Source organism: Marinobacterium profundum (assembly GCF_001528745.1).
GTDB classification, from domain to species: Bacteria; Pseudomonadota; Gammaproteobacteria; order Pseudomonadales; family Balneatricaceae; genus Marinobacterium_A; species Marinobacterium_A profundum.
Genome location: NZ_BCNS01000135.1, coordinates 1 through 21371 on the forward strand (window position 1 = coordinate 1; position 21371 = coordinate 21371).

General features: G+C 58.6%; 23 protein-coding genes. 9 read left to right on the forward strand and 14 right to left on the reverse strand.

The window, feature by feature from the left end:
* The first annotated feature begins 54 nt into the window (after positions 1-54).
* Entirely contained in the window at positions 55-1428 is a 1374-nt protein-coding gene (locus MPRO_RS15520) for a uracil-xanthine permease family protein (protein ID WP_067294639.1), read from the forward strand.
* A gap of 411 nt (positions 1429-1839) precedes the next feature.
* On the opposite strand, the gene MPRO_RS15525 is transcribed toward MPRO_RS15520, so the two are convergent.
* From MPRO_RS15525 to MPRO_RS15535, 3 genes are all read right to left on the reverse strand, one after another.
* Positions 1840-2046 (reverse strand): cold-shock protein, encoded by a 207-nt coding sequence (locus MPRO_RS15525; RefSeq protein ID WP_020683157.1) that lies wholly within the window; start codon positions 2044-2046, stop codon positions 1840-1842.
* A 300-nt stretch (positions 2047-2346) separates the two neighbouring features.
* Positions 2347-3213 (reverse strand): bifunctional methionine sulfoxide reductase B/A protein, encoded by an 867-nt coding sequence (locus MPRO_RS15530; protein ID WP_067294642.1) that lies wholly within the window; start codon positions 3211-3213, stop codon positions 2347-2349.
* 245 nt (positions 3214-3458) lie between these two features.
* Positions 3459-5045 (reverse strand): ABC-F family ATPase, encoded by a 1587-nt coding sequence (locus tag MPRO_RS15535; protein ID WP_067294659.1) that lies wholly within the window; start codon positions 5043-5045, stop codon positions 3459-3461.
* A 621-nt stretch (positions 5046-5666) separates the two neighbouring features.
* Here MPRO_RS15535 and MPRO_RS15540 point away from each other — a divergent pair.
* Positions 5667-6236: a DJ-1/PfpI family protein gene (locus MPRO_RS15540; protein WP_067294662.1), complete on the forward strand. Its 570-nt coding sequence runs from the start codon at positions 5667-5669 to the stop codon at positions 6234-6236.
* A gap of 87 nt (positions 6237-6323) precedes the next feature.
* The gene (locus tag MPRO_RS15545) at positions 6324-6674 is read left to right on the forward strand and encodes a ribbon-helix-helix domain-containing protein (RefSeq protein ID WP_067294667.1); all 351 of its coding nucleotides are present in this window, start codon (positions 6324-6326) and stop codon (positions 6672-6674) included.
* A 157-nt stretch (positions 6675-6831) separates the two neighbouring features.
* On the opposite strand, the gene MPRO_RS15550 is transcribed toward MPRO_RS15545, so the two are convergent.
* Positions 6832-7686 (reverse strand): helix-turn-helix domain-containing protein, encoded by an 855-nt coding sequence (locus tag MPRO_RS15550; RefSeq protein WP_369406737.1) that lies wholly within the window; start codon positions 7684-7686, stop codon positions 6832-6834.
* A gap of 138 nt (positions 7687-7824) precedes the next feature.
* Between MPRO_RS15550 and MPRO_RS15555 the strand changes: the two genes are divergently transcribed.
* The 3 genes from MPRO_RS15555 (at position 7825) to ansA (ending at position 10676) form a co-directional block, all read left to right on the forward strand.
* Positions 7825-9282, forward strand: a complete 1458-nt coding sequence (locus MPRO_RS15555) for an alanine/glycine:cation symporter family protein (protein WP_067294670.1) — start codon at positions 7825-7827, stop codon at positions 9280-9282.
* A gap of 132 nt (positions 9283-9414) precedes the next feature.
* Positions 9415-9663: a hypothetical protein gene (locus MPRO_RS15560; protein ID WP_067294674.1), complete on the forward strand. Its 249-nt coding sequence runs from the start codon at positions 9415-9417 to the stop codon at positions 9661-9663.
* On the forward strand, positions 9660-10676 hold the full coding sequence (ansA, locus tag MPRO_RS15565; protein ID WP_067294677.1) for an asparaginase: 1017 nt from the start codon (positions 9660-9662) through the stop codon (positions 10674-10676). Before MPRO_RS15560 ends, ansA begins: the two co-directional genes overlap by 4 nt.
* Before the next feature lie 93 nt (positions 10677-10769).
* Here ansA and merA read toward each other — a convergent pair whose 3' ends face one another.
* From merA to merT, 4 genes are read right to left on the reverse strand one after another with little or no spacing between them, the layout of a single operon-like run.
* On the reverse strand, positions 10770-12197 hold the full coding sequence (gene merA / locus MPRO_RS15570; RefSeq protein ID WP_082708853.1) for a mercury(II) reductase: 1428 nt from the start codon (positions 12195-12197) through the stop codon (positions 10770-10772).
* 5 nt (positions 12198-12202) lie between these two features.
* A complete protein-coding gene (merF, locus tag MPRO_RS15575; protein WP_067294680.1) occupies positions 12203-12445 on the reverse strand; it encodes a mercury resistance system transport protein MerF in 243 nt (80 codons plus the stop codon).
* On the reverse strand, positions 12442-12786 hold the full coding sequence (merP, locus tag MPRO_RS15580; protein ID WP_439646786.1) for a mercury resistance system periplasmic binding protein MerP: 345 nt from the start codon (positions 12784-12786) through the stop codon (positions 12442-12444). Before merP ends, merF begins: the two co-directional genes overlap by 4 nt.
* A 14-nt stretch (positions 12787-12800) precedes the next feature.
* Entirely contained in the window at positions 12801-13217 is a 417-nt protein-coding gene (gene merT / locus MPRO_RS15585) for a mercuric ion transporter MerT (RefSeq protein WP_245635116.1), read from the reverse strand.
* 71 nt (positions 13218-13288) lie between these two features.
* On the opposite strand from merT, the gene merR reads away from it, so the two are divergent.
* On the forward strand, positions 13289-13750 hold the full coding sequence (gene merR, locus MPRO_RS15590) for a mercury resistance transcriptional regulator MerR (RefSeq protein ID WP_439646787.1): 462 nt from the start codon (positions 13289-13291) through the stop codon (positions 13748-13750).
* A 113-nt stretch (positions 13751-13863) separates the two neighbouring features.
* Complete coding sequence (locus MPRO_RS15595) at positions 13864-14262, forward strand: TonB-dependent receptor (protein WP_067294686.1); 399 nt, start codon at positions 13864-13866, stop codon at positions 14260-14262.
* A gap of 215 nt (positions 14263-14477) precedes the next feature.
* Here MPRO_RS15595 and MPRO_RS15600 read toward each other — a convergent pair whose 3' ends face one another.
* Genes MPRO_RS15600 through MPRO_RS15625 form a run of 6 tightly spaced genes read right to left on the reverse strand, consistent with a single transcriptional unit; the run spans position 14478 to position 20290 of the window.
* Positions 14478-14927 (reverse strand): phosphatase domain-containing protein, encoded by a 450-nt coding sequence (locus tag MPRO_RS15600; protein ID WP_067294689.1) that lies wholly within the window; start codon positions 14925-14927, stop codon positions 14478-14480.
* On the reverse strand, positions 14920-15477 hold the full coding sequence (locus tag MPRO_RS15605) for a histidine phosphatase family protein (protein ID WP_067294692.1): 558 nt from the start codon (positions 15475-15477) through the stop codon (positions 14920-14922). Before MPRO_RS15605 ends, MPRO_RS15600 begins: the two co-directional genes overlap by 8 nt.
* A gap of 13 nt (positions 15478-15490) precedes the next feature.
* Positions 15491-16567 (reverse strand): MBL fold metallo-hydrolase, encoded by a 1077-nt coding sequence (locus MPRO_RS15610; RefSeq protein WP_067294695.1) that lies wholly within the window; start codon positions 16565-16567, stop codon positions 15491-15493.
* Positions 16564-17619, reverse strand: a complete 1056-nt coding sequence (locus MPRO_RS15615; protein ID WP_067294699.1) for an ABC transporter ATP-binding protein — start codon at positions 17617-17619, stop codon at positions 16564-16566. Before MPRO_RS15615 ends, MPRO_RS15610 begins: the two co-directional genes overlap by 4 nt.
* The gene (locus MPRO_RS15620) at positions 17607-19304 is read right to left on the reverse strand and encodes an ABC transporter permease (protein WP_067294702.1); all 1698 of its coding nucleotides are present in this window, start codon (positions 19302-19304) and stop codon (positions 17607-17609) included. Before MPRO_RS15620 ends, MPRO_RS15615 begins: the two co-directional genes overlap by 13 nt.
* Positions 19305-19309: 5 nt before the next feature.
* On the reverse strand, positions 19310-20290 hold the full coding sequence (locus MPRO_RS15625) for an ABC transporter substrate-binding protein (RefSeq protein ID WP_067294705.1): 981 nt from the start codon (positions 20288-20290) through the stop codon (positions 19310-19312).
* A gap of 141 nt (positions 20291-20431) precedes the next feature.
* Here MPRO_RS15625 and MPRO_RS15630 point away from each other — a divergent pair, with 141 nt between their 5' ends.
* Positions 20432-21181 carry a DeoR/GlpR family DNA-binding transcription regulator gene (locus MPRO_RS15630; protein WP_067294708.1) on the forward strand — a complete coding sequence of 250 codons (750 nt, stop codon included), beginning with the start codon at positions 20432-20434 and terminating at the stop codon, positions 21179-21181.
* The last annotated feature ends 190 nt before the right edge of the window (positions 21182-21371 follow it).

Consider the following 21371-nt stretch of genomic DNA (forward strand, 5'->3'; position numbering starts at 1 on the left):
TCTCGGACAGCCTCCTAGACGCTCGATCACAATGACCTTCCTGGGGCTCTCGCCATGACCACGCGCAACCGCAGTACCTCCCTGTTCGACTTCTACGGCCGGCCGCCGATACTCAAGGCCCTGCCGCTCTCCCTGCAGCATATTCTGGCCATGATGATGGGGACGGTAACGGTGCCCATTATCGTCGTGGGTGCGGTGAACGCATCCCTGGACGAAAAAATGGCGCTGATTCAGATCGCCCTGATCGCCTCCGGCATCTCTACCCTGCTGCAGCTGTATTGCATCGGCAGGATGGGCGCGCGCCTGCCCGCCATCTTTGGTGTGGGCTTTGCCTATGTGCCGACGCTTACCGCCATCGGTGCCCAATACGGAATCAGCGGCATTCTTGGCGCCCAGGTCGCAGGCGGCCTTGCCATGATGCTGGTAGCTCTGTTTATCCGCCACATTCGCGGTTTGTTCACACCAGTAGTAGCCGGCACTGTGGTGCTGGTGATAGGGCTGTCACTCTATGACATCGCCATCAACTATATGGCCGGCGGCGTGGCCAGCAGCAGCCGCGGCTCACTGCTGAATTGGGGCATTGCCATCATTACGCTACTGGTGGTGCTGGGGGTTTCCCACTTCGCTCGCGGCTTCCTGCAACTGGCCTCCATCATCTGCGGCATCGGGGTGGGCTACGTGCTGTCTGTGTTCTGCGGTCTGGTGGATTTCAGCCCCATTGCAGCGGCCCCCTGGTTTACGGCACCAAGCCCCATGCAGTTCGAGCTGGAATTTCATACCGCGGCCATTATCTCGATGGTGATCATCTGCGTGATCAACTCGGTACAGACCATCGGCGATCTGTCTGCCACCACCGTAGGCGCCATGAATCGCGAGTTGACTGACCGTGAACTGTCCGGCGGCCTGCTCGGCAATGGCGTCTGCACCCTGCTGGGTTCATTTTTTGGTGCCCTGCCCACGGCTTCCTACAGTCAGAATGTCGGCATCGTCGCCATGACCAAGGTCATCAGCCGCTTCGTGCTGGCACTGGCGGCGGGCTTTATGCTGGTCGCGGGCTTTATTCCCAAATTCGGCGCCCTGATTACCACCATTCCGTTCCCGGTGCTGGGCGGCGCCACCATCATTGTGTTTGGCATGATCACCATGACCGGTATCAAGCTGATTACCAAGGAAGAGATGTCATCGCGCAATGTGACCATCGTCAGCCTGGCACTGGCTCTGAGCATGGGAATCTATGCAGTTCCGGACGCCATTGAGCAATTTCCAGAAATGCTGAAGCTGGTTGTGGGCGGATCGCCCATAGTGGTCGCGGCTTTTGTCGCCATAGTACTCAACCTGGTACTGCCGAAGAAGACCCTCGCGGACGAAGAACAGGAGCGGCTGCAGATTGAAATGAAGATGAATGGCGAGAGCCAGGCCAGTCGATAGGGAATCAGCACTCAGGCAAAGCCCGCTTCGGCGGGCTTTTTACTGCCCTGTACCGGGCAAGATACTGCAGGGAAAGGTGATTCGTGATTCGTGATTCGTGATTCGTGATTCGTGATTCGTGATTCGTGATTCGTGATTCGTGATTCGTGATTCGTGATCAGCCTGCAGGTTACGCCTGCCAATAACCAGTCACTATTTACCAATCACCTCATACCAGCCGTAAGCTTAAAGCTGTCAGCTTACAGCTCATGGCTCATGGCTCATGGCTCATGGCTTACAAATAACCAATTACCGGAAATTTCCGTGCGCCCACAAAAAAAGGCGAGTCCCTAAGGATTCGCCTTTTTTATCGCTCAACTCAGAGAGTCAAGGGTGACATCATATTGCTACGATGTCAGTCGTGATTCTGATTTACAGAATTACGATGTTCTCAGCCTGAGGACCCTTCTGGCCCTGAGTAACTGTGAACTCAACTTTCTGGCCTTCGACCAGAGTCTTGAAGCCAGAACCAGTGATCGCACGGAAATGAGCGAAAACGTCAGGACCAGATTCCTGTTCGATGAAACCAAAACCTTTAGCTTCGTTGAACCATTTTACGGTGCCGGTAGTAGTAGACATAATAGTAATTCCTGATAATTCAAGAGTAATTTAATGACCTTTATAAAAAAGGTCGTTGGACTAAAAGTGGCGCTTACTTATGAAAAACAGGACGAAGTTCTAAAACAGGACATCGAAAATGTGTGCATAAATATAGGTCGTACTTTCAGGTAAGGCTGAATTATACATGACCTCACGGTGGCGTCAACTCTTAATTTACAAACGCACACTTCAATGCCCTGCCCCACTATGCTGATACCGAAGCAGCCGCCTGCCAAAACAGTGCCCCGACCTGGCCGGGACACTGCAGCTGGCAGGACCTCAGAATTTCTTTTCGTAGCGGTGGCAGTAAGGCGTCTTGCCGGTCTTGGCGTAGTAGTCCTGGTGATACTCCTCAGCGCGCCAGAAAGGCGCCATGGCTAGTACCTTGGTGACGACCTCGTGACCCTTGCCCTTGAGGGTATCGATCAGGCCTTCGACAGTTTCGCGCTCCGAATCATTCTCAACAAAGATCGCCGAGGCGTACTGCGGCCCCAGATCAGGCCCCTGCCCGCCCTGCTGGGTCGGATCGTGAATTTCGAAGAACAGCTTGGCCAGGGTTTCATAGCTCACCTGGCCTGCATCATAGCTGACCTCAACCACTTCGAGGTGACCGCTGGTCTTGCTGCACACCTGGGTGTAGGTCGGATTCTCCGATGGCCCGCCCATGTAACCCGACACCACAGATTCAACACCCGGCACCTGCTGCAGCAAATGCTCTACACCCCAGAAGCAGCCGCCGGCAAAGTAGGCTTTTTTCAGCTCACTGCCACTTTCCCGCGCCAACTCTTCGGCACTGACAAAGTTCATGGAGATGGAATTCACGCAGTGACGAATATTTTTCGCAGTCTGCATCTCGCCTTCAAACACATGCCCCAGGTGACCGCCGCAATGCGCACAGACGATCTCAGTGCGGCGCCCATCGGCATCCACATGACGGGCCACGGCGCCTTCGATTTCATCATCAAAGCTCGGCCAGCCACAGTGAGAGGGAAACTTGTGTTCCGAACGATAGAGCGGCGCATCACACTGCTTGCATAGATAGAGGCCACTCTCGAAGTGCTCGTTGAACTTGCCGGTAAAGGGAGACTCCGTGCCCTTTTCCTGAATAACGCGCTGCTCTTCGGGTGTCAGTGTGTTGAACGTCATAAAGCTACCTCCAGATGGTATGGACGCCGGCTGCAGGATAAAAACGCATTGCAGCCCTATGGGTATAGCATGGCCGTGTCGAAACGGGCCCGTCGGGGAGCGAGTTCGGGCGTGCGTACAACAGGCACTGATCAGATGGCCGCCCAGGCCCGTCGTCGTTCCCGCCACAGAATAACAGAGCCAGAACGAAACAGGGCCCGGCATCCCTGCGGAATGTCCGAGCCCTGTGGATCAAGCGACGGTTATCAGATGCCCTGACTGCGCAGGTAGTCTTCGTAGCTGCCGTGGAAGTCGACAATGCCGGTTGGCGTCAGCTCGATAATACGAGTTGCCAGCGAGGAAACGAACTCTCGGTCATGGCTGACAAACAGCAGCGTGCCGGGGTAGTTTTCCAGCGCCAGGTTGAGCGCCTCTATGGACTCCATGTCCAAATGGTTGGTCGGCTCATCCAGCAGCATGATATTGGGGCGCTGCAGCATCAGCTTGCCGAACAGCATGCGGCCCTGTTCACCACCGGAGATAACCTTCACCGTCTTGTTAATGTCGTTCTGGGAAAACAGCAGACGTCCCAGAATACTCCGAATCGACTGCTCGTCGTCGCCTTTCTGACCCCACTGCGCCATCCAGTCAAACAGCGTGACCTTTTTCTCGAAGTCAGACGCATGATCCTGGGCGTAATAGCCCAGCTGGCTGTTATCAGACCACTTGATCTTGCCGGCGCTGGGCTCAAGCTGACCCATCATGCATTTCAGCAAGGTGGTTTTGCCGATACCGTTGGGGCCTATGATGGCAATACGCTCGCCCACACCGACGCGCAGGTTCAGGCCGGAAAACAGTTCTTCGTCAAAGCGCTTCGCCAGACCTTCAACTTCAAGCGCAGTACGGTGCAGCTTCTTGTCCTGATCAAAAATGATGTAGGGACTCTGACGGCTCGAAGGCTTGATCTCGTCCAGCGTGATTTTGTCGATCTGCTTGGCGCGGGATGTCGCCTGCTTCGACTTGGAGGCGTTGGCCGAGAAGCGGCTAACAAAGGCCTTGAGATCGGCAATCTGGGCTTTCTTCTTGGCATTGTCGGAGTACTGACGCTCGCGCAACTGAGTTGCGGCGGTCATGTAATCGTCGTAGGTGCCGGGGTACAGACGCAGCTCGCCGTAATCCAGGTCAGCCATATGGGTGCAGACGCTGTTCAGGAAGTGACGGTCATGGGAAATGATGATCATGGTGCAGTTGCGCTCGTTGAGCACCGTTTCCAGCCAGCGGATAGTGTTGATATCCAGGTTGTTGGTCGGCTCGTCGAGCAGCATGATGTCCGGATCTGAAAACAGCACCTGGGCCAGCAGCACACGCAGTTTCCAGCCCGGCGCGATTTCGCTCATAAGGCCGAAATGCTGTTCCACCGGAATACCCACGCCCAGCAACAGCTCGCCCGCGCGGGACTCAGCCGTGTAGCCATCCATCTCGGCGAAGTCCGCCTCCAGGTGGCCGGCCATGATGCCGTCTTCTTCGGTCATTTCAGGCTTGGCGTAGATCGCATCACGTGCAGCCTTGATCTTCCACAGATCGTCGTGACCCATGATCACGGTATCCACCACGCTGAACTCTTCGTAGGCGAACTGATCCTGACGCAGCTTGCCGACGCGCTCGTTAGCATCCTTGGATACGTTGCCGCCGGAGGCATCCAGGTCGCCACCTAGGATTTTCATGAAGGTGGACTTGCCACAGCCGTTGGCACCGATCAGGCCGTAGCGGTTGCCGTCGCCAAATTTGACGGAGACATTTTCAAACAGCGGCTTGGCGCCAAACTGCATGGTGATATTCGCAGTTGTCAGCAATGGTTAGTACCGAGTAGAGAGCTGATAAAACGCAGTACCGTGGCCCGAAGGCGACGCCCTGCAAAAGATGGTGAAAATTCGGCGCATATTATGCCATAAGTAGGCAATTCAACCAATGAGTTTGCGATCAAAATTCATTCAGGAACATTGGACCCTGAAGCAAGGCTCTGCACAAGGTGAACAAAAATTCGGCGCACTCTTTACAACAAACAACGCCACAAGTGGGCAATTCAACCAATGAGTTTGCGATCAAAATTCGTTCAGGAACATTGGACCCTGAAGCAAGGCTCTGCACAAGGTGAACAAAAATTCGGCGCACTCTTTACAACAAACAACGCCACAAGTGGGCAATTCAACCAATGAGTTTGCGATCAAATTTCGTTCAGCAGCATTGGTCCCTGGAGCAAGACTATGCCAAAAGAGAGCAAATAATGCGGCGACTATTTTCCAATAAAGCAGTACCACAAACAGCGCCATAGCCGGGCAACTTGAACAGTTCTGTTTCCCGGTTTGCGCTCAGCCAGAGGCTTGGGTCACGGCTGTAGTACTCAGCTAATACCACCTGCGGCGGCTGCGCTGCTACAACTGTGTTTCCGTTAAACAGATTGCAGGATCACAGCCATGCACAATAAAAAAATTCTTATGATCACCGGTGATTTCACCGAAGACTACGAAACCATGGTGCCTTTCCAGACACTGCTCGCGGTCGGCCATCAGGTGGATGCCGTGTGCCCCGGCAAAAAGGCTGGCGACAGCATCGCCACGGCGATTCATGATTTCGAGGGAGACCAGACCTACACCGAAAAGCGGGGTCACAACTTCACCCTCAACGCCAGTTTCGGTGCCATAGATGTTAACGACTACGATGCGCTGGTCATTCCAGGTGGCCGGGCACCCGAATATCTACGTCTGAACCCTGAAGTACTGGCCATGGTGCGGCATTTTTTCAGCACCAACAAACCCGTCGCCGCCGTCTGCCACGGTGCCCAGCTGCTCAGCGCCGCCGGCGTGCTCAAAGGCCGCGCCTGCTCTGCCTACCCTGCCTGTCGCCCAGAAGTGGAGCAAGCCGGTGGCGAATATGCCGATATCGCCATTGATGCCGCCATCACCGACGGTAACCTGGTAACAGCGCCGGCCTGGCCTGCACATCCGGCCTGGCTGTCCCAGTTCATGGCGCTGTTGAACGCCTGAGCACGAACAGCACCGACAGCGCACCGGAGCCCACCCGCTGCGCTACACTGTTGCCCTGGGCCGATCTGAACACAGGAGACAGAGCTCATGTGCAAACTCTTTATCAAGGCTGATCCCGAGCTCTGGGTCAGTTCCACCCGCTCACTGCGTATCGACGGCATGGTCACCAGCGTGCGGCTGGAAAACTGCTTCTGGAGCATTCTGGAGGAAGTGGCGCAGCGCGATGATATGAATGTGCCGCAGATGATTACCCGGCTGTACCACGAGTCCATTGATGCCGGTCATGACCTGGGCAACTTCACCTCTTTTCTGCGCGTCTGCGCCACACGCTACCTGGCATTACAGATGAGCGGTGATATTCCGCGCAATTCCAGAGTCGCACTGCGTGATCTCGATGCCGACAGCATTCTGGCGAAAGAGCGCACAGAACTGCACTGATAGAACCACGCCCCTCGACTCTCTTTAACCGCGCACTGCAAACGAGCGGCGATATTCCGCTCAGCCCCCGGGTGCCGCTGCGAGAGCTTGATGCCGATGGCATTCTGTCGAAAGAGCGCACAGAACTGCACTGACAGAACGGCCGGGCCGCGGCGCTTCAGTAACGCGCCCTGAAATGCCACTCGTCCGGCTTCATATCGTTTTGCACCGCCTCACGAATCGAGGCATCGATTTCCGCGGATTCCAGCTCGTAAACACCACAGAGCCCCAGCGCCCGATGCACATCCACTTCTGACCCCAGATATTCGTACAGCACCCGCGCACAGCAAGGCATTCGCTCGCTGCTGTCCGCAACGCCCAGCTTCAGGCCGGTAAGGCGAGAAATGCGGTTTTTGAAACTCGGGAACAGAATGGTCTGGGTCACTTCGTGGCACCCCAGTGACTCGTAATCCATCATAAAAATGCGCCCGGCCAGGAAATAAGCCAGGCCCTTGTAGCAGTTGTGGCTTGGCCTAGCGCCGGGGTGTGCCTCCATGCGCTCGGTGCGCTGGTAGTACACCTGATCACCGCGTTGCTCCAGACATACCAGGGTACGCAGCAGTTTGCCGGGGCTGGCCATGGACAGGTAATACTCGAAGTAATATCCCAGATAGCGCTCCATCCCCTCGGTGCCCAGATCCGCCAGCCGCGCCAGATGCTCGGTTTCAGGCTGCGCCGCGGCTTCCGTCGCCTGCCCGCGGGGGCGTACCTGAATCAGGCGCTCGAACTGACCGTGGGGCAGCAGTATCTCGTGCTCCTCCACGCCAAAGAAATCGCAAAAGCGCCGCAGGGTACTGGCGGAGGGTTTGTAGCGTCCGTTCAGATAACGGTTGAACTGAGGGCGATTGATTTCCAGCCGACGGCACACTTCGGCGATCGACTTATAGTAACTGCACAGCAGTCGCAGGTTGCGGGTAAAGTCATCGTTCGCCATGGTCTCGCCCATCCCGCCCTTCAGCATCAGCTGTTGCACTTTAGTGCACTAACTGCACCAAAGCGCGCCATAGTGCGCCAAATTTAGCGGCGCCGTCAAATTTTCTACGCCCGCTACACTTGTTTAAATGGGCACCCCGAAATAACCCATAACAAAATCAAACAGCGGAGAACCGCAATGCTGGATTTTCTCAACGATCTTCTCTGGGGCAAGGTGCTAATTGCACTGCTGATTGCCGTCGGTATTGGCTTTACACTGGCATCGCGTTTCGTGCAGTTCCGCTATTTCGGCCGCATGTTTAGCATCCTCAGCTCCAGTCAGGCCTTCAGGAAGGACAAGCACGGTCACCTGAGCTCCTTCCAGGCACTACTGCTGTCTGTTGCCGGCCGTGTCGGTGGCGGTAATATCGCAGGTGTCGCCGTCGCCATTACCCTGGGCGGTCCCGGCGCTATCTTCTGGATGTGGATGGTCGGCCTGATGGGCATGGCCACCAGCTACCTGGAATGCACCCTGGCCCAAGCCTATAAACAGGCCGTGCCTGATGGCACCTACCGCGGTGGCCCTGCCTACTACATCGCCAAGGGTCTTGGCTCTAACTGGAAATGGCTCGCCAGCCTCTACTCTATCCTGCTGCTACTGACCTTTGGCTTCGGCTTCACCGCCTTGCAGTCCTACGCCGTAGCCACCTCTATTGAAGATGCCTTTGGCGTGTCTGTGTTCTATTCCGGCATCGGTCTTGCCATGGTCGTTGGCCTGATCATCTTCGGCGGCGTCAAGCGTATCGCCAAAGTCTCGGAAGTTCTGGTGCCGGTGATGGCGGGCGGCTATATCCTTATCGCCCTGGTGGTACTGGGCATGAACCTGGATCGCATTCCCGAAGTATTCTTGCTGATCGTCAAAAGCGCCTTTGGCCTTGAACCTGCCATCGGTGGCGGTATTGGTGCAGCCATCATGATGGGCGTCAAGCGTGGCCTGTTTTCCAATGAAGCAGGGTTGGGCAGTGCGCCTAACGTCGCGGCTGTGGCCTATGTGCCGCACCCGGCTAACCAGGGCATAGTGCAGTCGTTCTCGGTCTTTATCGATACCCTGATTATTTGCTCCGCCACGGCCTTTATCATACTGCTCAGCGGCGTTTACGACCCGGCCACCATTGGTGATATTGGCGGTGTAGCCCTGACCCAGGCCTCCCTGGCCGATCATGTTGGCGAATGGGGCCGCAGCTTCGTCAGCGTTGCGCTGCTGCTGTTCGGTTTCAGCACCATTCTGTACAACTACTATCTGGGCGAAAACAGCATCAACTTCTTCAACACCGATAATCAGAACCTGTTCAATGGTTTCCGTGTCGCCATTATCGGCCTGGTATGCTGGGGCGCCACCACGGATCTTGGCACTGTGTTCGCTTTTGCCGATGTAACAATGGGCCTGCTGGCCGTCGCCAACCTGATCGCCCTGATCATGCTGATCAAGCCGGGCCTGCGCATCATGCGCGACTTCGATGATCAGATCAGCGCCGGTATCAAACAGCCGACCTTCGATGCCCGCAAGTTCGCCGACTTGAACGTCGATCCGGCTGCCTGGGAAATCGAGCCTGAAGACCGCCAGCCAGCACCCGCCGCAGGCGCACAAACTCGTTGATTTAACATCTGATAACCGGGGGCTTTTCGGCCCCCGCTCTGCCCCTCTGGTTTCAAGCTTACCTCTGGCCCGCAGGCGCTTTTGCCGACTGCGGGCCTCCCCTTGCCCTTTTTTAAAAGGCCACGCACTGTCATGAATACAAGCACCGAACACGATTGGCCTGGCGATATGGGAATTCAGGCCCAGTGCGCATCGAGTAACGCCGATACTTCAACTCTCTTACCCCAGATCGGTGACGCCAATGCGTCCTGCATGGCCTCCATCGTTTCTAACACCGGTTTCAGAGTGCGCGAACGGGCAATGAAAAAAGGGTTGATGCAGGATGCTCGATGCGATCGGCTGCTCAACCCGCAATGGACCCATCAGGCAGATACCTTATGAACAAGCGGATTCTGATCATCTATACCGGTGGCACCATCGGCATGACGCCCTCGAACGACGGCTACGTGCCCATGCCAGGGTTTCATGACCAGCTCATGAGGCAACTCGACAACCGCGACTGCGGACTGCTGCCCGCCTACGACCTGATCGAATTCGACCAGTTGATCGACAGCGCCAATCTGACGCCGGATCACTGGCTGCAAATGGCCCAGGCCCTGGCGACACGCTGGAACGACTATGACGGTTTCGTGCTGCTGCATGGCACTGACACCCTGGCCTACAGCGCCTCGGCGTTGTCGTTCATGCTAGATGGCATCAACAAGCCGGTGATCCTGACCGGCTCACAGATTCCGCTGGCGCAGCTGCGCAACGATGCACTGGATAACCTGGTTACCTCAATGCTGCTGGCGGCGAACCCCGCCATCAGCGAAGTCTGCATCTGCTTCAATGGCCGGCTGCTGCGGGGCAACCGCAGTGTCAAGGTCAGCAGCTCGGGCTTCGATGCCTTCGACTCCCCCAGCTTTCCCTGGCTCGGCCGCGTCGGTATCGACGTCGAACTGCAGCCACAGCTGCTGCTGGCACCGGGCACGCCGGATTTTCGCCTGGCGCCCTTTGATACCGATGCCGTGGCGGTGCTGCAGCTCTACCCCGGCATAGGCGCGCACATCGCCGAAGCGATTCTGGCCGGCCCCTCGATCCGTGCCCTGGTACTGCAGACCTACGGCGCAGGCAATCCGCCGGACGCCAACAAGGCCCTGATACAGGTACTGGAAAACGCCAGCAAGCGCGGCATCACCCTGCTGAACATCACCCAGTGCGCCCGGGGTGGCGTCAGCCAGGGCACCTACGCCACCGGCGCCGCCCTGAACCGGATTGGCGTGATCTCCGGCCGCGACCTGACGCTGGAAGCCGCCTTTGCCAAGCTGCACGTACTGATCGCCAGCGGTTTGAGCGCAGATGCACTGCACAGCGCACTGCAACAGTCCCTGTGCGGCGAATGTTCGGCGACCTGATGCAGCAGATATTCTGGTGATAGCGACACCAAGAGGGCCCATTGCGGGCCCTCTTTAGTTTTAGACCTGTGGCCTGTTAAATTTCTGTTCGTTCTAACCGGCGCAGCAGGACAACTGGGTGACATCCTTGCTGAAGGTTTGCGCAGCCAGTTTCAGGCCCTCGACCATGGTCAGATAGGGAAACAGCTGGTCAGCGAGATCCTGCACCGTCATCTGTGCCCGGATGGCGAGTGCTGCACTCTGGATCAGCTCACCGGCCTCGGGCGCCACCGCCTGCACCCCGATCAGCCGGCCCGTGTCGGCGTCTGCCACCAGCTTGATAAAGCCGCGCAGGTCGAAGTTAGCCAGCGCGCGCGGCACGTTCTCAAGGCTGAGAGTACGGCTGTCGGTCTTGATGCCAAGTTCCTGCGCCTGGGCTTCGCTGTAGCCAACAGTAGCCACCTGCGGATCGGTGAATACCACAGCCGGCATGCAGGTGAGATCCAGGCGGGCATCGCCTCCTGTCATGTTAATGGCGGCGCGGGTACCTGCAGCGGCGGCCACATAAACGAACTGCGGCTGATCGGTACAGTCACCGGCGGCATAGATATGGGTCGCCTGGGTGCGCATCTGTGCATCGATAACTATGCCACCGCGGGCATCGACCCCGACACCGGCACACTCAAGCGCCAGATTTCCGCTATTGGGTGTCCGCCCCGTTGCGACCAGAAGCTGATCACAGCGAATTTCCCCCTCAGTGGTATCGAGCAGGAATTCAGCCTCGGCATAACGCACCTCCCGGGCCTGGCAATGCTCCAGCACCCGAATCCCTTCCTGACGAAAGGCATCCGTAATCGCCTCACCGATGGCAGGGTCCTCACTGAACAGCAAGCGATGGCGCGCCAGTATCGTCACCTGACAGCCAAAGCGGGCAAAGGCCTGCGCCAGTTCCACCGCGACCACAGACGAGCCTATGACCACTAACCGCTGCGGCAGCTGGTCGCTGGCCAGGGCTTGCGTGGACGTCCAGTAAGGCGTATCCGCCAGGCCCGGTATGGCCGCGATTGCTGGGCTCGCGCCTGTGGCGATGAAGCAGCGGTCGAACGTTATGCCCCGCTCACCGCCTTCGTGCAATTGCACCTTAAGGCTGTGCTCACCGCTAAAACGCGCCTCACCCCGCAATACCGTAATGGCCGGCGTACCTTGCAGAATGCCTTCGTACTTGGCGTGACGCAGCTCGTCTACACGATTCTGCTGCTGAGCCAGCAGCTGATCACGCAGAATGGCCGGGGAGCTGGCGGCAATACCGCCATCGAAGGGGCTCTGACGGCGCAGATGCGCTATATGGGCCGCCCGAATCATGATTTTGGACGGCACACAGCCAATATTCACACAGGTGCCGCCAATAGTGCCGCGCTCGATAAGAGTGACCCTGGCGCCGCGCTCCACCGCTTTGAGCGCCGCCGCCATCGCTGCCCCGCCGCTGCCGATCACGGCGATATGCAGCCCAGCCCCATTGTCGCCCATCCCCTGCATCTTCATTCCAGTCACTGTTTATCTCCTGTTGCGCACTTCGAGCTGCATTCCCCGACCTTGCCCCTGCGCCACAACGCATAGAGCGTAAGCGCGATAAAGGCCGCCAGCGCCGGCAACAACACGTAATCGAGGTAGCCGGTGAGCGCCGACAGGCCTACCAGGCCGAACAGGATCACCAGAATCGGCGTCACGCAGCACAACGCCACCAGCACCGTGCCCACAACACCGGTACGCAGCAGGGTTTTCGTTTTCATTGCACCACCCTGGACGGATAACCCGCATTTGCAGTGGCTTGAGTCAGGGCCTCGACCCTTGTTTTGGTATCGTCGAATGTAACGCTGGCAAGGCGTTCCCTATAACTGACCTCAACCGTCTCGACACCATCAACCCGGGAGAGCGCCATCTTTACCGTAATCGGACAGGCTGAGCAGGTCATGCCAGGCACCGCCAGCCGAACGTTTTGCTGCGCCGCCCAGGTCGGTGCGCTAAGCGTAGCCCCCAGCGCAATCAGCGCCGCCAGCCTTTTGCAGGATGATCCCCAGCGACCGGTCATTACGGGGCCTGCGCGATAAATTGTTCCCGGCTCATTATTCATGGCCTATGTCCTCTTTAATAAAACAACGGCAGTACGTAAGGAAAAGCGAAGGCCAGCATCACCATGGCGACCACTCCCCAGAATATTGCCCGGTAGGCCCGCTGCACGCTCGGTACGGCGCACAGCTCATCCGACGCACAGGCCCGGGCAGGCCTGTAGATACGCCGGCCGGCGAAAAACAGCGCCACCAGCGCGACAAGGATGAACACTGGGCGATAGGGTTCCAGCAGCGTCAAGTTGCCGATCCAGGCACCGGAAAAACCAAGGCTCACCAGCACCAGCGGGCCAAGGCAGCAGCTTGACGCCAGGATGGCGGCAATGCCACCGGTGGCCAGAGCCCCTCGCCCCTTGCCGGAGCTGGATCCCGTTGCCGTATCTGAATCAGCCGTCGACGGGCTATCGAGTCGCTCCATTGATCCTGGCTGTGCCATAAGTGATCTCCTTTCGCGGTGTCTGTTGATGCGCTAAGGTTACTTCCGTAGTTAAGTACGGAGTCAAGGCTGTGAATAAAGACAATTCGTCCATGACCATAGGCATTCTGGCCAGGGCCGCCGGCGTTAATGTGGAAACCATTCGTTTTTATCAGCGCAAGGGACTACTCACGGTGCCCCGCCAGCCCTATGGCGGCATACGCCGTTATGGCGCTGCACATCAGGCGCGGCTGGCGTTTATCAAGTCAGCCCAGTGGCTGGGCTTCAGTCTGAACCAGGTCGCCGAGTTGTTGCGGCTCGAAGACGGCACCCATTGCGATGAGGCAAGTGAGCTGGCCGAGGAAAAGTTGCGGGAAGTACGGCAAAAACTGGCGGATCTAACGCGTCTTGAAGCGGCCCTGGCGGACCTTATCGGTGCCTGTCACCAGCACAGCGGTGATGTTGCCTGTCCGCTGGTGGCCTCTCTGCAACAGGGCATGCTGCAGAAAAAATCAGCAATCCCCAGGGCTACATCGGGCCACGAAGGCGAGTAGTCGCTGTTTTAAAACTGACATTTTACAGGCCGCTTTTTCGATTTTTCTGGCACCTCCTATACTGTCTGACGTCCCCGAGCGATCCGCGGGGTTTCACACTTTGGGAGACTTCGATGGACAGACAATACATTAGCTGTGCCTTGGCCTACGCCGTCCTCGGCCTGATCCTAGGCATCTTTATGGCGGCTTCCCATGATCATGGCCAGTTGGTCACCCACGCCCACATTATGCTGCTGGGCTTTGTGCTGTCGTTTATCTATGGCGTCATGCACAAACTATGGCTGCACAACAGCCGCAGCGGGCTGGCCATTCTGCAGTTCTGCCTGCATCAGGTGGGCGCCATTGTGCTGCTGGTATCGCTGTTTTTGGTATACGGCCAAATACTGGACCCGCAGCTGCTCGAACCCGTGCTGGCGCTGTCGTCCATCACCGTGCTGGTCGGCCTGGTGCTGATGGTCGTGATGTTTCTGAAAAGCAGCAGCGCACAGTCAACGCAGCAAGTGGGAAGGTGATACAGAGGTGGCATCGCAAGCGCGGCACCCAGGCCGCTCTTGCGATGCCAAAGCGCTAGTGTAGTGTTTCACTCTTGGTGGTGCTTTAGAACGCGCTCATTTTTTCGCCAGCCAAGGCGTGAGGCAGAGTCATAGTGGGGCTACGGCGACAACGAACAACGCAGGATGGCGGAAAAAGGGGCCGTTATAAGCTTCATATAGCGTGAAACACTACACTAGAAATCGCCCGGAGCGCACTGCAGACAGGTCAAACCCAGTTCGCGCCAGCGCGCCACTACCGCGGAACGGTCATCCAGCACCAGCCAGGGGTTGAAACCGTCGGCCCGCATCTGCGTCAGCAAATGCGCCTTCACATCCTCGTCGGACACGGCGTCATCCCCCTCCCCACGAAGATAAAGTGCGTCGAACGGCACCTCGTTACGTAGCAACCAAGCTTCGGTTTCGTCACTATGGGAGGCAGGCCGGCCGCTGCAGATGACGATAATCTGGCCCTGGGCCTTCAGCATCCGTACCAGCCGGCGTATCGCATCGATCGCCGGCGCCTTGGCCATATGCTGGAAAAAAGGTGTCCATTGTTTGGTATCCCCCAACACCCATTGCGCCACAGTCGCCGGATCGAATTCAGCCAGAGTTCCATCCACATCCACAATCACCGTATCAGTCATTTACAGCTTCCTTTTCAAATAGTTGCAGATCCCAGCCGGTGCCAGTACCGACCGGGTCAATCCGCATTGGACGAGCATTCTCAATCCGAGGCCCATCGGGTGTACCGGTAATGGCATCGCGAATCACGCGATACACGCCTGAGTGCGCCACTATCAACGGCAGAGGATATTGCTCCAGCAAGGTATTAAGCACCCGCAGTACTCGCAGGCTGAACTCGGACCAGCTCTCGCCACCCGCCGGTGTGCTGCCATAGGGCAGCAACTGACTCAGAGGCGCACCTTCAAGCTCTCCCCAGTGACGTTCATTCAGGGCGGGCGAAATCAGCAAACGGGTGTCGGGCAACGCCAGGCGGGCGGTTTGTTGTGCCCGCTGCAAGCCGCTGGTCGCCACCAGGCTCCAGTCCTGCGTCAGCAGTGCCCGCGCCGCCAGTGCCTGTTTTTCCCCCAGCGGGCTGAGCGGGATATCGGTAGAGCCGCAGATGCGCTGCTCGCGGTTCAACGCCGTTTCACCATGGCGCATGAACACAAAGGGTTTTCGAATCAGTTCCATCTTCTCTTCCAGGTCATATTTCAATCAAATTTTGCATCAGCAAGCGGCTCCCCAGCGCCTGCTGCCAGGCTTCAAGGGGGTCAAGACGACTGAACAACGGTACAACGCGCCTGGCATCCAGTACCTCGGCAAGCTGCAGCACATCACTCAGGCGCGGGTGTACATTCCAGCGCAGCCAGTGGGCACGACCGGAATCCACCTGAGCCTGGGCTACTGAAGGCATGTAGCCGGTGTAAAGCACGGCACGCTGCGCTTGCTGCGCTTGCTGCGCAATAATGCGTCCTGCTTCGCCGCCGACCCCATCCGGATTGGCGGCAAGAATGATTGGGACATCATCACCGAAGGGCTGTGGCTTGAGCCGGGCCAGCCTTTCGGCGACTCCCGGTTGTAGCAACCCTGGCGGCAGACTTTGGAGCAGATCCAACTGCCGGCGGCAGGGGTCATCCAGAGTCCAGTCACAATCGGGCCTGTCGTTCAGCCAAAGTGCCATTTCCAGCGCCCGGCCCGAAGGCGGCACCGGCAACAGCAAGGGCCGCTCAAGCCAGGGCTCAAGCTCTGCACGGCACGCCTGCTGGGCACGGTCATAGAGTCCATAGGAGGCATCCAGCAACGCCAGCGCGGCCGGCGGCGGCGTATCCAAGGCAAACAGTGTCGACTCCAGACTGAAATCGCCGCTGTAAAACACGCCATCCCCCAGGGCCAGATGCAGCCAGACGCCGCCCAGCGAATGCCCGGCCTGACCTGTAGTAACGGTGATACCGGCAATTTCGATCGAGCCCTGCAGCGGCAGCAGGCGAATATCCGGCCTGTCCTGCAGTCCGGCAGCCACCGGAGCTGTGGCGTAGACAGGCACGCCCTCCGGCACCTGGTGCAGCGCTGCGCAGTGATCAACATGGTCGTGACTCAACAGTACTGCATCCGGTATCTGCGGCAACACCCAGCCACTGTCGGCACCGGCTTCCAGCGCACCGCCTGCATCCAGCAGCAGGCAGCTGTCGTGCCCGTGAATCAGAATCGCCGCCGGTGCCTTGGCATTCAGACCGCTGAGGATCTCCACCCGGCAGGCAGTGCTATCGGCCAAGACTGTCATGCGTGCTGCTCCAGCGCCCAACCCTGCTCCAGCGATATCTGTACTTGCTGATCCAGCGCCAGCGCATGGGAATGGTATGCCAGCAACTCCTGATTTCCTGCCACGCGCAGACGCACGCTGAAGCGCTCGCCCCTGTAGGCGGTGTCAATCACCCGCGCGGCTATGCCCTGAGCGTCAGCGCCCTGGGCACTAATGCGCACATGCTGAGGCCGCACCAGCACCGGCGCCCTCGCTGTCGCCTCCAGTGCGGCGGCGCGCGTCAGGCCCTGGTGCAGGGCGGCACTGTTCACGGCCTGCCCGGCAGTCACCGCCGGCACGTCCAGAATGCATCCTTCTCCGATAAAGTCCGCCAGCCAGGCTGTGCGCGGCCTGGCATAGAGCTGTTGCGGCGTGGCCCACTGCACCAGACGCCCGTGTTGCATCACAGCTACCTGATCGGCCAGGGACATGGCCTCGGATTGATCATGGGTCACGTACACCATAGTGGCGCCGGTACGGCGATGAAACTCGCGAAAACTGTCCTCCATTGAGGCCCGCAGATGGCGATCAAGGTTGGCCAGGGGTTCATCCAGCAGCACCACCGCAGGTTCGCTCACCAGGCATCGGGCCAGGGCCACACGCTGACGCTGGCCGCCACTGAGATCCCGCGGTGCACTGTCCGCATAGGGCTCCAGCCGCACCACCTCCAGCGCCTCGCGCACCTTGCGTGCCCGGGCTTCTCCCTTGATGCCGCGCACGCGCAGCGCATAACCAACATTTTCAGCCACCGTCATATGGGGCCAGAGGGCATAGGACTGGAACACCATGCCCATATCCCGTTGTTCCGGCGCCAGATGGATGCCGTTACCGGCCAGCACCCGGTTATTCAGGCTGATCGAGCCATCACTGAGGGACTCAAACCCTGCCAGCATCCGCAGGGTGGTGCTCTTGCCACAACCGCTGGGGCCCAGCAGCGCTACAAAGGCACCCTGCTGAATACTAAGCGACAGTTTGTCGACAACCGTATCGCCGCCGTATTGTTTGCTCACCTGATCAAGGATCAGCTCTGCCATGGGATAACTCCTTTGGGTAAACGATTGCCCAACAGACTCAGCAGAGCCATGAGTCCGGCCACCATCAGCACGACCACCACCGAGACCGCCGAGGCCAGCACTGTGTCGCCGCTTTCATCAAGATTGAAGATCAGTACGCCCAGGGTTTCGTTGCCGGTACTCCACAAGAGTGCAGAGACCGTCAGCTCATTCACCGCGATCAGAAACACCAGCAGACCGCCGGCACAGAGCGCAGGCGCCACCAGCGGCAGCACTATATCGATCATCCGACGCAGGCCTCCGGCACCGGCCAGCTGCGCCGCCTCATCCAGCGACGGGTCCAGCTGGCTCACCACCGCCTGCACCGGTTTGAACGCCACGCTGAGAAAGCGCGCCAGGTAGGCGACAAAAATGACCAGCAGGGAGCCATAAATACTGATGCCAAGCAGCGGCAAGGGCCGCGCAAACAGCAGGATGCAGGCAATCGCCAACACCACACCCGGCAACGCATAGGGGATTTCGATCAGGCTGCTGATCAGCGTCTGCAGCCGCGGCGCACACTGACGCAAAAACCAGGCCAAAGGCAGGCTCAGCAGCATCAACACCAGCGCCGCCGTTATCGACAGCACCAGGCTATTGCCCATCGCCCGCAGCGTCACACCCTGGCGGCTGAACATCTGCAGATAGGCATCCAGCGTGAAGCTGTCTGCATTCAGCGCAACACCCAGCGCCGGCACCACCGAACCGATCAGCAGCGCCACCAGGGGCGCGACCAGAATAAGCAGCAATACCAGCACCAGCATGGCCTCCAGCCAGGGCCGCCAGGGCCCCAGGCGAAACTTCTGCGCCTGGCCACTGTGGCCTATCAGCGCATAGTCACGACCGCGGGACAGGCGCTGCTGCAGCCAGACTCCCGCCAGCGCCAGCAGACCGATCAGTACAGACAGACTCGCCACCTCGGTCAGCATCTGGCTGCCAAAGCCCGCCATGCGCTGGTAGATCAGGGTCGGCAGCACGTAATACGAGGCCGGAATACCGAGCATCGCAGGGATGCCGAAATTGCCCAACGCCGAAACAAACGCAAGAGACGTGCCCGCCACCAGTCCGCCACGGCTCAGCGGAATGATCATGTCACGGCACAGACGCCACTGTGAGGCGCCACTGATGCGCCCCGCCTCGATCAACTCACGCGGAATATTAAGCAGACTGGTACGTAACGCCAGATACACCAGCGGCGCATGCTGAATACCCAGCAGCAGGGCAATGCCTGCGGCGGAATAGAGCGGCTGGGGCGACCCCAGTGGTGGCGCCAGCCCCAGGGTATTGAGCAGCGGACTGGCCGGCCCGAACAGCTGCAGCCAGCTCAGCGCCGTTACCTGGGGCGGAATCATCATGGGCAGCATGAAGCAGAACACCAGCCACTGGCGGGCGCGGATATTGGTCAGGCTGATACTGAACGCAAACAGACTGCCCAGAAGCACCGCGATCAGGGTTCCCAGGCCAGCGGTCACCAGGCTGTTCCCCAGTGCCCGCCAGGTGCTTGGAGCCAGCATGACACCGGCAAAGGGTGAGTCGAACCCCAGCTCAATCTGGCGAAACGCCTCCAGCAACAAACGCAGGCTTGGCAGCAGGCTGAGCAGGGTAATCAGCAGCAGTAACAGCATAAGCAGCCAGCGAGGCTGGCTGCCAAATGACACCGGATTCATCGGATTCAGCCGCCAAACAAGTCGCTGAAGCGACGCTTGTTGGCTTCAGCATCCTTCAGTGCCGCAGCGGCATCGAAGGGCAGCAGTCGAATCTGATCCCGTACCGGGAAACCTTCAGGCGCTTCTATATCGTTGCGCGCCGGCAGGTAGCCCTGGCTGGCCACCAGCTGCTGACCTTCGCTGGACAGAACGAAGTCCACAAACTTTTGCGCCGCCTGCGGATTTTGGGCGCCTTGCATGATGGCCACCGGCTCAGTCACCAGACTGCTGCCCTCGGCCGGGAAGACAAATTTCAGCGGTGACCCCTTGGCCGCCTCACGAATAGCCAGGAAATCGACAATCACGCCATAAGGCTTGGTGCCGGACGCTACAGCCTTAAGCACGCCACCATTACCACCCTGGGCCATGGTCTGGTTGGCGCTGAGTTTGGCGTAGTGATCCCAGCCGAGATCCGGCGTCGCCGTAATCATGGCCAGGTGAATCAGCGCAGCACCGGAGTAGAGCGGGCTCGGCATCGCAACCTGCCCCTTGTACTGTGGCAAGCCCAGATCCGACCAACTGCGCGGCGTAAACTCAGCAGCGGTGTTATAGACAATGCCGCTGGTGATCTGCTTGGTGCCGTAGTAATAGCCGTCGGCGTCGTACAGTGCCGGAGCGTAGGCGCTGCGCTCTGGGCTCTGGTAGGCCTGCAGGCGCCCTTCGGCCTCCAGCGCCTCCATGGTGACGCTGTCGGCAATCAGCAGTACATCCGGTTTGACCACACCGGCACTGAGTTCTGCCCGCAGCTTGGCCATCAGTTTGGTGGTGCCATCGCGCACCCACTCCACTTCAATATCGGGATGGGCGGCACTGAAGGCGTCTACCGTCTGCTGCGCATCGGTATTCGGCTGGCTGGTATAGAGCACCAGTTTTTCCGCCGCCAGGCTCAGCTGGGGCAGTGACAGGGCAAGGACGGCAATACCGCGTTTCAGATTTCGCTTCAGCATCGGGCTTCTCCAACTCAGTGGGTGATGCTGCAACTCTACTGTCACCTATTTACAACAAGATGACAGGACACTTTCGTTTTAATGCCAGCGACTTTCGTTTCGCGCATAAATCACTTTTTCACCGCCACAGGGACCTCGGGCATGTTCAAACGACAGCAGGCCATACTGCAACTGATCAACAACGAAGGACGCCAGCCACTGGACGCTCTGTGCGCCCGCTTCGGCGTTTCAATCCAGACCATACGCACCGATATCAGACAGCTTGCTGACCAGGGCCTGCTGCTGCGTCGCCACGGCGAAGCCCTGCCCTTTCCGCACCGGGACAATGTCAGCTACGACCAGCGCCAGATACTCAATAGCCCCGGCAAGCAACGCATCGCCAAACTCTGCCGTGAACAGCTCACTGACTTCCAGCGCCTGATGCTCGGCACCGGCTCAACAGTAGCGAGACTCGCGCAGTTGCTGCGTGATCTGAAGGGAATACAGGTGATGACCAACAATCTGCACGCCACCCAGGCGCTCTGTGATCATCCGGATTGCGAACTGCTGATGGCGGGTGGGCGTGTGCGCCGACGCGACCAGGATGTGATCGGCGGCGATGCGCTGCGTTTCTTCCAGCGCTACCGCGCCGATGTGGGGGTGGTGTCCGTGGGGGCCATGGATCGCGACGGTAACCTGTACGACTACAACGATGACGAAATGATGGCGCGCGAAGCTCTGGTCGGCCAGTGCCGGCGGCGCATCCTGCTGATCGACAGCAGCAAGTTTGATCGCCAGGCCAGCTGCGTCGCCGGCCATTTGAGTGACTTTGATATGGTGATCAGCGATCAGCCGCTGCCGGGGAGTTTGGGCGCTAGCTTGAAAGCCCGGCAGGTTCAACTGCTGAGCTGAGCCTGCTTATCAGGTTGGGCTACATGGGTTAACTTGATAAGACTATCAGCGACCAGGCATTATCCACGAGCCGGGGAGTTTGGGCGCCAGCTTGAAAGCCCGGCAGGTTCAGCTGCTGAGCTGAGCCTGCTTATCAGGTTGGGCTACATGGGTTAACTTGATAAGACTATCAGCGACCAGGCATTATCCA

Excerpts from the sequence above, each read along its gene's own strand:
- MPRO_RS15630 (WP_067294708.1), top strand. The coding sequence starts at position 20,432 with ATGTTCAAACGACAGCAGGCCATACTGCAACTGATCAACAACGAAGGA.
- MPRO_RS15615 (WP_067294699.1), bottom strand. The coding sequence starts at position 17,619 with ATGGCAGAGCTGATCCTTGATCAGGTGAGCAAACAATACGGCGGCGAT.
- MPRO_RS15600 (WP_067294689.1), bottom strand. The coding sequence starts at position 14,927 with ATGACTGATACGGTGATTGTGGATGTGGATGGAACTCTGGCTGAATTC.
- MPRO_RS15625 (WP_067294705.1), bottom strand. The coding sequence starts at position 20,290 with ATGCTGAAGCGAAATCTGAAACGCGGTATTGCCGTCCTTGCCCTGTCA.
- MPRO_RS15555 (WP_067294670.1), top strand. The coding sequence starts at position 7,825 with ATGCTGGATTTTCTCAACGATCTTCTCTGGGGCAAGGTGCTAATTGCA.
- MPRO_RS15540 (WP_067294662.1), top strand. The coding sequence starts at position 5,667 with ATGCACAATAAAAAAATTCTTATGATCACCGGTGATTTCACCGAAGAC.
- merA (WP_082708853.1), bottom strand. The coding sequence starts at position 12,197 with ATGAAGATGCAGGGGATGGGCGACAATGGGGCTGGGCTGCATATCGCC.
- MPRO_RS15530 (WP_067294642.1), bottom strand. The coding sequence starts at position 3,213 with ATGACGTTCAACACACTGACACCCGAAGAGCAGCGCGTTATTCAGGAA.
- MPRO_RS15545 (WP_067294667.1), top strand. The coding sequence starts at position 6,324 with ATGTGCAAACTCTTTATCAAGGCTGATCCCGAGCTCTGGGTCAGTTCC.
- MPRO_RS15620 (WP_067294702.1), bottom strand. The coding sequence starts at position 19,304 with ATGAATCCGGTGTCATTTGGCAGCCAGCCTCGCTGGCTGCTTATGCTG.
- merP (WP_439646786.1), bottom strand. The coding sequence starts at position 12,786 with ATGAATAATGAGCCGGGAACAATTTATCGCGCAGGCCCCGTAATGACC.
- MPRO_RS15520 (WP_067294639.1), top strand. The coding sequence starts at position 55 with ATGACCACGCGCAACCGCAGTACCTCCCTGTTCGACTTCTACGGCCGG.
- MPRO_RS15560 (WP_067294674.1), top strand. The coding sequence starts at position 9,415 with ATGAATACAAGCACCGAACACGATTGGCCTGGCGATATGGGAATTCAG.
- ansA (WP_067294677.1), top strand. The coding sequence starts at position 9,660 with ATGAACAAGCGGATTCTGATCATCTATACCGGTGGCACCATCGGCATG.
- MPRO_RS15610 (WP_067294695.1), bottom strand. The coding sequence starts at position 16,567 with ATGACAGTCTTGGCCGATAGCACTGCCTGCCGGGTGGAGATCCTCAGC.
- MPRO_RS15605 (WP_067294692.1), bottom strand. The coding sequence starts at position 15,477 with ATGGAACTGATTCGAAAACCCTTTGTGTTCATGCGCCATGGTGAAACG.
- merF (WP_067294680.1), bottom strand. The coding sequence starts at position 12,445 with ATGAAAACGAAAACCCTGCTGCGTACCGGTGTTGTGGGCACGGTGCTG.
- merT (WP_245635116.1), bottom strand. The coding sequence starts at position 13,217 with ATGGCACAGCCAGGATCAATGGAGCGACTCGATAGCCCGTCGACGGCT.
- MPRO_RS15595 (WP_067294686.1), top strand. The coding sequence starts at position 13,864 with ATGGACAGACAATACATTAGCTGTGCCTTGGCCTACGCCGTCCTCGGC.
- MPRO_RS15525 (WP_020683157.1), bottom strand. The coding sequence starts at position 2,046 with ATGTCTACTACTACCGGCACCGTAAAATGGTTCAACGAAGCTAAAGGT.